At 43.6% G+C, this 8810-nt stretch carries 5 protein-coding genes; 2 read left to right on the top strand and 3 right to left on the bottom strand.

From position 1 onward, the window contains the following. Positions 1 to 214 precede the first annotated feature (214 nt). Both DN068_RS09195 and DN068_RS09190 read right to left on the bottom strand, forming a co-directional pair. The gene (locus DN068_RS09195) at positions 215 to 883 is read right to left on the bottom strand and encodes a response regulator (protein WP_110998612.1); all 669 of its coding nucleotides are present in this window, start codon (positions 881 to 883) and stop codon (positions 215 to 217) included. 2 nt (positions 884 to 885) lie between these two features. Then, complete coding sequence (locus DN068_RS09190) at positions 886 to 2760, bottom strand: sensor histidine kinase (RefSeq protein WP_110998611.1); 1875 nt, start codon at positions 2758 to 2760, stop codon at positions 886 to 888. A 295-nt stretch (positions 2761 to 3055) separates the two neighbouring features. On the opposite strand from DN068_RS09190, the gene DN068_RS09185 reads away from it, so the two are divergent. Then, on the top strand, positions 3056 to 5275 hold the full coding sequence (locus DN068_RS09185) for a T9SS type A sorting domain-containing protein (RefSeq protein ID WP_165836336.1): 2220 nt from the start codon (positions 3056 to 3058) through the stop codon (positions 5273 to 5275). 195 nt (positions 5276 to 5470) lie between these two features. On the opposite strand, the gene argS is transcribed toward DN068_RS09185, so the two are convergent. Next, positions 5471 to 7390: an arginine--tRNA ligase gene (argS, locus tag DN068_RS09180; RefSeq protein ID WP_110998609.1), complete on the bottom strand. Its 1920-nt coding sequence runs from the start codon at positions 7388 to 7390 to the stop codon at positions 5471 to 5473. A 328-nt stretch (positions 7391 to 7718) separates the two neighbouring features. On the opposite strand from argS, the gene DN068_RS09175 reads away from it, so the two are divergent. After that, positions 7719 to 8801, top strand: coding sequence for a hypothetical protein (locus DN068_RS09175; protein WP_110998608.1), 1083 nt, complete (start codon positions 7719 to 7721; stop codon positions 8799 to 8801). Positions 8802 to 8810 lie beyond the last annotated feature (9 nt).

The raw sequence follows: 8810 nt of genomic DNA, 5'->3' as shown, positions 1-8810 counted from the left end.
CCGTATAGGTAATCCGTCCCTGCTGAGGTTAGTTATTTATCCACAAAATTTGTGGATTTCTAAAGAAAAAAGAAGCAAAAAAGAAATAGTAATAATAATAGTAATGTCTTTAGGGAATTGCCAAGGCAAATCTAAAGGACCGTATTTTTTTATACCCGTAGTGTGAATCCCTCAATTCAACACGAGCATTGACGATTCACCATTGGCCATTCCCCTAAAGATCCTCCAACCGCACAATGCCATTCTTCAGTGCAAATTTCAAGATACCGATAATGCTTTTTTCACCGATACGGCGCACGATGCTGCTGCGATATTGTTCGACAGTGCGCTCAGAAAGGAATACCTGACTGCTGATTTCTTTGGCATTTTTCTGCTGGCAAATCAGGCGGATAATTTCAATTTCCTTTTGGGTAAATTCTGTATTGGCTGCAATAAATTTTGCATTTTCGGTAACCGGTAAAATCCGGTTGATGATATGATTGCGGGCTTCTTTGCAGAAATAATCCCGGTCTTCTAAAACAGCGTCAATCGCATCCAGAAACTCATCGTCGTTTTCACTTTTCACGACATAACCATTTACACCTGCGAAGAACATTTTGTGAATCGCTTCAGCATTAAAGTTGAATGAATAAACCAGCACTTTTACATCCTTTATTTTCTGCCGGATGGTTTGAACCACTACATCGCCCTGTGTATCGGGCAGGGAAAAATCAATGATGATAAGACGCGGCTGGTGACGCAACGCCATGCTCACGGCTTCCGCTCCATCGTGTGCCGCGTAAAAATGCTGAAAGTATTCACCGATCAACAGTTTTATACCGTTGACAATCATCTTGTGATCATCAACAACCAGCACCGAGTGATATTTTTTTGTCGTTTCCATGTTTATACGGGTATCTCTACCGTAACCTTATAACCGTTGGGATAATTATTCTCTAATAAAAACGTCCCTTTCAACTGACGTGTTCTTTCTTGTATGTTGTCCAACCCAATTCCTTTGCCATCGACATTTTCAAGACCTTTTCCATTATCGCTGTAATTCAGACACAACTTTTGCCCCGCCAATTTTATGGTAATGCTGATAGCTGTACTTTCAGCATGTTTAATGGTATTGGCAATAAGCTCAGCATATATCTTTTTAAGATGATCAAACTGATACAAGCTAAGTATTTTCGTTCCGTCTTCTACCGATAATGAAAACTCGGTACCATTTATCTTTTCATTTTTCTTCAACTGCTCCTGTAAAAAACGGCCAAGGTCACTAACCGTATACTGCTCTTCCGATTTCAGTTCATGCGCCAGCATCCGCACAGCTTCCAGCGTTTTCCCTATTTGCTGGTCCAGTTCAGGAACAATCGGAACGTTTCCATTTTTACGGGATTCTGCTTTCATCAGCATTTTTGCATACAATAGCATCGGAGCAATTTCATCGTGGATGTTCCGGGCAAGATTCAGTTTAGACTGTACAATCGCCTGCCTTTGTTTAAGCCTGTTCCAATAAAAAAGCATCACCGCTGCCAGTATCACAATGAAAATAAACAACTCCAGCAGAAAATTGAAATGTTCTGTTCTACTTTTCGCGATCTCTGTTTTTATACGCTGGTCTTTATCATAAGCGGCCTGCGTCTGTGCGTAAAGATTGTTGTAATAATCCAGCGTCATCGCCTGATAGATGGAATCCTGTATATCGGAGGCTCGTCGTGCGTAAAATAACGCCCGTGGCAGATTTCCCTTTGCCTGATTTAACTCAGTATAAAGACTGGCGAGATAATACGACTGCTCCTGCGAATGCTTCTTTAGCCGGTACCTTTCTTTGGTGCTTTGTAATTCGAAAAGATGGATGTAGTAAGCAGCGCTGTCTGTGTTGTGTTGCGCCAGGAAAAATTGCGCGAGCGTAGAATAAATATAAAGACTGGCATCGCTCTCATCTTCTCCCTGCTTATTGCTGTAAGTCCAGGCATTTCTTATATCCGCCAGTGCTCCTTTTTCGTCGCGGTAAAAACTGCGAAACTGATAACTGGTCAGAAAATATTTGTAACCGATAAAATACGCGTGCTTTTTTTCTGCCTGCGAATGCAAAAACGGCAACACGCTATCAGCATAACGGCGCAGGATTGCCAGCCGGCTAAAACTTTTTTTTGCTTCCGTCACGTTTCCGGTTCCTGCATAGGCGCCGGCTCCATAGGAAAGTAAAATTGCATTTTCTGCAAGCTCCTCCATTTTCCAGCTTTGAGGACGCTGACAGATGTAGTCGACCAAGGGCAGGACGTGCCTGTATTCCTCAAGTCCTTTGGCCGCATTTCCAATTTCACCGTTTATCATCAGCAAACCGACATAAGATCGCAGAAAGAAACGGATATCAGCAGGCGATGAACAATAATCCAATGTTTTCCGGTAGAAAAAAACGGCACTGCCAAGATTTCGGTTATTGAGTTCGTTAACGGCACTGTAGAAAAAATACCTGATGCGCGATTTCCGAAACTGTTCATCACTCCAGGCAACATCTTTATACAACGCAAGCAATACGGGCTGCGATTGACGATTGGCAGCGTTTACCATTAAAGAATCGGCCCGTGTTATAAACTCAGGAGCCGTGATTTTTTTGGTATTGTAATCGCTGCAAAGTTTGTAGACAAGGGCGTCTGCACTATCTGACGGCGAAGAAAGCTTCCCGATCTCAGCCAATTGTGCATTTGCCGGCAATGCCCACAAAAGCAGGAGCACAAAGCAACAGATTGATATTCTGATCGATGGTTTCATCCGTTTAAATTAAAAAATGCCTGTTGGCCAATGATGCTCAATTAATTGATTCCATGCTTTTTGAGTAGTACCACTCAAATCACGGACCGTGTTTTTACGCTGCCAGACTTCAACATGTTCAATTCCGCTTTAGCAAGATTCCGCGATAATGACCTGTCCGCTCACATGTGCCTTTAATAAATAATAACTTTAAATCATACCCGCAATTCCTGTACTGACGTGATTATTATCAGCTTAACGGCTGGTAATGAATGGGATTGTTATTTCAATTGTTCAAAATATCAATTTTTCTCTTATGAAAAAAGCAAAACTACTCTTATCCTTTTCGACCCTCTTGTTGTGCGTAGGCATCAGCCGGACTGCTACGGCTCAGTTTACGTCAGATTCACTCAACAACACGAAAATCAGAGACACTACCGGGTTAAATGCCATGGAGTCTAAAATGGTAACAGCACCAAATGGTAATTCATTCATTACCTGGGCAGAAGCCAATACAGGTTCCTCTGGTCTCCAAACGCGCATTCAGTTGATTGACTCAAACGGCAACAAACTTTGGGGCGCCAAAGGACTATTGGTTGACTCACTGCACGGAAGCGCATTATTCCGTTCCGATCTGAAAGTAGATACAGGCGGCAACGCTATTATTGCAACTCAAGACCAGCGCAGTGGCTCGGGAATCAACTGGCCTGTTATTTTCAAAGTAGATCAATCCGGAAATTTTGTATGGGGCGCTGGCGGCATTCAACTGAGAGATACTGTTGCGAGCGCCAGCTCAGGACTGGGACCGGTTGTAACCATTACGCCTACTAATAATGTTTTGGTAGCCTGGGGCGCATCTGGCTCAAAAAGTTACATCTCTTACCAGAAATTCGATCCGAATGGTACTATGATCTGGCAAAAGGAAATAATCGATCCGGCTACGAGCAGCCCTAAAAAGTATGAACGTCCGCAAATCGTCATTTCTGATGGCGATGTATTTATCATGCAATATGTACAACGCTCTGGCAGCGGGCTGGGTGTATCTACGATGTATGCACAAAAATTCGACGGCTCCGGAAGTCCGGTTTGGGCAACACCGACCTCTGTTTCCACTAAAAACATTGGTTTCGCCTACTTCCCTTCTCCGGTTACAGATGGTTATGGCGGATTTTTCCTGTCGTTCACAACCGGCAACCCTGCCAGCAACACCATCAGCGATGTATTTGCACAACGGGTCTATTCAGACGGCCATACCTGGAATACAGACGGCTATGAACTGATTACCGGCACGACCACACAGCGTTTCGAAGCGGGCAATATGTTTTCAAAAAATGCGAATAAATATTTCGCAAACATCCTTTTGACTTCTTCCTCTCAAGGTCAGCAGGCAATTTACCTGCAAAAAGTTGATACGTCCGGCGCACTGGCTTTCCCTGGCGGCCTGCAAGTAGTGCCATTATCCAGCGGACAGAATGCCGACGCAATCAGCATCAATAATGCGGTAAACATGGATACCGGTGTGGTAATTGTTTATAGTGTCGGTACACAGCCTGCTCCAACTACTATTTTCGCTACCAAAGTAGGCTACTCGGGTACGTTCCCGTGGAGTATTCCGGTAAAAGTAAGTGTGGCGCAAAGCAATAAATCGAAAGTAGTAGCAGGTGCATTCATCCATAAACAAATTGTTGTATCCTGGATTGATACCCGACTGAGCAGCGGTGGCGTGTATGCACAGAATATTCGCTTTAACGGCTACCTCGGCATTGAACCGCCATGTAATATCAGCATTGCGCCAGCTACGCTGACGCCTTCTACAGTTGGCAATCCGTACACAACCAACATTACGCAAACCGGCGCCACTGGCTTTGTTACATTCGCGGTGACTACGGGTACACTTCCTTCCGGCTTGTCATTATCGAGCGCAGGTGCATTGGCCGGCACTGACACAATTTCCGGTCCGTACACATTTACGGTTACTGTTACCGACAGTGTAGGTTGTTCTGCAACTAAAACTTATACGCTGGATGCAAATTGTCCTGCCGTAACGCTGGCAAATCTTCCTACTGGCAAAACCGATGTGGATCCTGCGTTTACACTGACTGGCGGAAGTCCTGCCGGTGGTACTTACAGCGGTACCGGCGTTTCAAATGGCCAATTTAATCCAGGCATTGCAGGTGCGGGAACATTTACCATTCAGTATACATACACATTTGGCAATTGTACAGATTCGGCTTCAAAAACAATTACAGTTGCACAACCTGCGGGTGTAAAAACGGTAACGCAGGCTGATGTATTCAGTTGCTTCCCGAATCCTGCCAAAGACGCATTTACAGTACAGCTGAAACAAAATATTTCCGGTGATGTAACCATTCGCATCTGCAGCATTGACGGCCGTGCCATCATGACTGATCAGCAGCATGTTTCCGGCAACGGTTACAACAAAACATTTGACATGACGGGATATGCAAAAGGCATTTACCTCATCGAAGTAAACACCACAAAGGGTAAGGCGCTTGGAAAAATTATAGTAGAGTAGTTTTTCATTTCAAGTAGTGCTAAAAAAAGCGGACCTGTTCTCAGGTCCGCTTTTCTTTTGGCCTCCTCTAAAAGGTGGAGGATTTCAGCGCGAGTATTATTTCATTATTGAATCGTTTACCCTTCGACTCCACCCAAGGTGACAAGCGCGAGTAAGCAAAAACGAGCAACTGTCAATTGTGCACAGTCAATTGAATTACATTTTCTCTGGCAAATTAATACCACACAATTTCATAGAACGTCTCAGGATTTGAGCCGTCATTACGATAAGCATCAGACGCAATTGCTTTTTCTCTTCTGATTCTGCATTAGCAATGCTATGCTGATCATAAAAAGTATTAAATAACTGTGCCAGATGGAATGCATAGCTACACAACTGCGAAGGATTATATTCAGCCGCAGCACTTTCCAGCATCATCGGATACTGATCTAACGTAATGATCAGATCTTTCTCTGCTTTTTCAAACGGCGCGGTCATTTTGAAATGATGGAAACCCGCGTTATCAGGCATAACAGCCACATGCTCTTTACGCAGAATTGAGCAAATCCGCGCATGTGCATATTGAATAAATGTTGCAGTAAATCCATGCAGATCGATCGATTCTTTCGGATCGAAGATCATTTTCTTTTTAGGATCTACGCGCAACAGATAAAATTTCAACGCGCCCAAGCCAATTGTATTGTATAGTTTCTTGAGTTCTTCTTGTGTAAAACCTTCCGTCTTGCCCGCTTCTTCCGTTTGTTCCTGAGCCAGACGCAACATTTCATTGATCATATCATCGGCATCCACAACAGTACCTTCACGGCTTTTCATTCTGCCTGTAGGCAATTCCACCATGCCATAAGAAAGATGAAAAACACCGTCAGCACAAGGTTCACCGAGCTTTTCAAGAATCAGTTTCAGCACCTGCATGTGGTAATTTTGCTCATCAGCAATTACATAAATCGACTGATTGAGTTTGAAATCATTATACTTAAGCACAGCAGTACCAAGATCCTGTGTCATATACACGGAAGTACCATCGCCACGGAGCAGCAATTTTTCATCGAGACCATCGGCAGTAAGATCGATCCAAACAGAACCGTCTTCTTTCTTGAACAGCACACCTTTTTCCAGACCTTTCACCACGATTTCCTTACCCAGCAAGTAGGTTTCGCTTTCGTAGTACATCTTGTCAAAATCAACGCCGAGTCTTTTATAGGTTTCACTGAAACCCTGATACACCCAGCCATTCATGGTTTCCCAAAGTTTACGCACTTCCAGATCTCCGGCTTCCCACTGACGCAGCATTTCTTTTGCCGCCAGCTGAATTTCCGTATGGTTTTGTGCGATTTCCTTGATATCACCTTTTATTTTGTCAGCTTTGTCCTTGTCGTCTTTTACTTCAGGCTTATTGTACGCTGCAATCAGTTTTGCTGCTTTATCAGCTGCCGCTGCATCCAGATCATCAAAATCTCCATGAAAAATCCGGTCCATAATCGGCGCTGTCTGCTCTTTCAGGATATCGTTAAACTTCACATAATAGTCGCCCACCAGATGGTCGCCCTTAGTGTCGGTACTTTCCGGTGTAGCGCCATCGGCAAAGCGCTGCCACGCGATCATCGATTTACAGATATGAATACCGCGGTCATTGATCAGATTAGCTTTGACAACCTGATTTCCGTTTGCTTTGAGAATTTCGCCCATTGCAAAACCAAGAAAATTATTGCGCAGGTGCCCGAAATGCAGCGGCTTGTTGGTATTCGGCGAAGAATATTCCACCATTACACGTCTGTCTTGTTTTGGTTTTTCACCAAAATGAGCATCGTTAAAATGGTTTACCAGTAAGTTGGTCCAATATGAGTCGCTGATGGTCAGGTTCAAAAATCCGCTTACGATCTGAAATTCCGTAAAAAGTTCATTTTTTTCCACCAGATAACTACCCAGCTGATTGCCCAGCACATCCGGCTTTTGTCGGAGCTGCTTTACAAATGGGAACAATACAATAGTATAATCTCCGGTAAATTCAGGTTTAGTCTGATTTACCGTAATCATCGAAAGTTGAATATCCGCTTCAGGAAAAAGATGTTTTAAAGCATCTGCCGCAGCACATTTTATTTGCGCAACAAGGGTCATCTTAAAGTCTGTTTTGCGACAAAAATACTCAAAAAGCAGAAAGCCTAAAGCTCAAGGCAGAAAACCTGCCCGCGTTCACAAGTGTTAATTGAAATAAAAAGGATTCGCTCACGGCAACGCTAAGGCATAAAAGTATTTTTAATGAGCGTGGCAAATAATTATGAGTTTTCGCGGTTAACACCACTGTCAACTGTCAATTGTCCACTGTTAATTGATGAATAAAGCCACAAACTTGTCAAAAATCGGGATAAAAACAGTACATCTCAATTAACCAGTTAATTAATCAGCCAAACTATTATCTTTGTTTGCCTTCATTTGGAATTATACAATGAAAAAAAACCTTTTAGCCGTACTGGGATTAGCTGCAATTGCAGGAGCCAGTTCTTGTTCTGAAGATTTTAATGTCGCTGCGCCGTACCGCAATACTACTGTTGCAACCGGTCTCTTCAGTTTGAATGACACCGCGAACGGTAACTCCCACTATATCCGTATCCAGAAAGCATTTATGGACGAACACCAAAGCGCCTACGATATGGCCAAAGTGTCTGACTCCAGCTTCTACCCGGAAAGTGCTATCGAAGTTAAAATCAAAGAAATCAGTGGCGCCAATGTTGTCAGCACCACTATCCTGAACCGTGTGGATCTTGCTGCAGAAGGCTTTACAAAAGACGACGGCACTTTCTTTACAAGTCCTAACTACGGGTACAAATACCAGCATTCGTTGAATACTGCGTATATCTACCGCCTGATTATTACTAATAAAAATACCGGTGAAGTTGATTCTGCGCAAACAGGTGTCATCACCAACGATAATACAGTATTCAGAGTATCAGAATTTACCCTGAACAACTATATGATCACCTTCACAACCGTAAAAGAAGGCCAGCAGGGTGTATTTACGTGGAATGTGCGCACTCCTCCTAATTCGCAGACATATGATGGTATCATCCGCTTCCGCTGGGTAGATAAAAATACTTCTACTAATGAAGAAACGGACCATTATGCTGACTGGAGATTTGCAAGTAACGTGCTCGGCACCTCTTCTTCTGCCATTACGCTGAAAGTAGATTACAGTTCGTTCTTCAGCTTCCTGGCTGGCGCTATGGGTCCTGCACCGGTGGGTATCGAACGTTATATGGACAGCTGTGACCTGTTTTGTTATGCCGGTGATTCAACCGTGTACCATTATCAGCAATATGCGTCTCTTACAGGCGGTCTTACGGGCGATCAGATCAAACCGTTTTACTCCAATGTACGCAGCAGCGTGAAAGGCACTTATCCGGTTGGTATTTTTGCAACCCGCGCTTATGTTTCCAGCTTCAACGTACCGATCGATCCGATGTCACTGGATTCTCTGAAAGTAAATCCGCAGACAATCAGCCTGAACATCAAAGGTACTTCGGACCACTAATTTGATTGA

The organism is Taibaiella soli (genome assembly GCF_003236175.1).
Classification (GTDB): Bacteria; Bacteroidota; Bacteroidia; order Chitinophagales; family Chitinophagaceae; genus QKTW01.
Note: the sequence above shows the minus strand (reverse complement) of the source record. Positions and strands in the feature narration are given on the sequence as shown.

Excerpts from the sequence above, each read along its gene's own strand:
- argS (WP_110998609.1), bottom strand. The coding sequence starts at position 7,390 with ATGACCCTTGTTGCGCAAATAAAATGTGCTGCGGCAGATGCTTTAAAA.
- DN068_RS09175 (WP_110998608.1), top strand. The coding sequence starts at position 7,719 with ATGAAAAAAAACCTTTTAGCCGTACTGGGATTAGCTGCAATTGCAGGA.
- DN068_RS09190 (WP_110998611.1), bottom strand. The coding sequence starts at position 2,760 with ATGAAACCATCGATCAGAATATCAATCTGTTGCTTTGTGCTCCTGCTT.
- DN068_RS09195 (WP_110998612.1), bottom strand. The coding sequence starts at position 883 with ATGGAAACGACAAAAAAATATCACTCGGTGCTGGTTGTTGATGATCAC.
- DN068_RS09185 (WP_165836336.1), top strand. The coding sequence starts at position 3,056 with ATGAAAAAAGCAAAACTACTCTTATCCTTTTCGACCCTCTTGTTGTGC.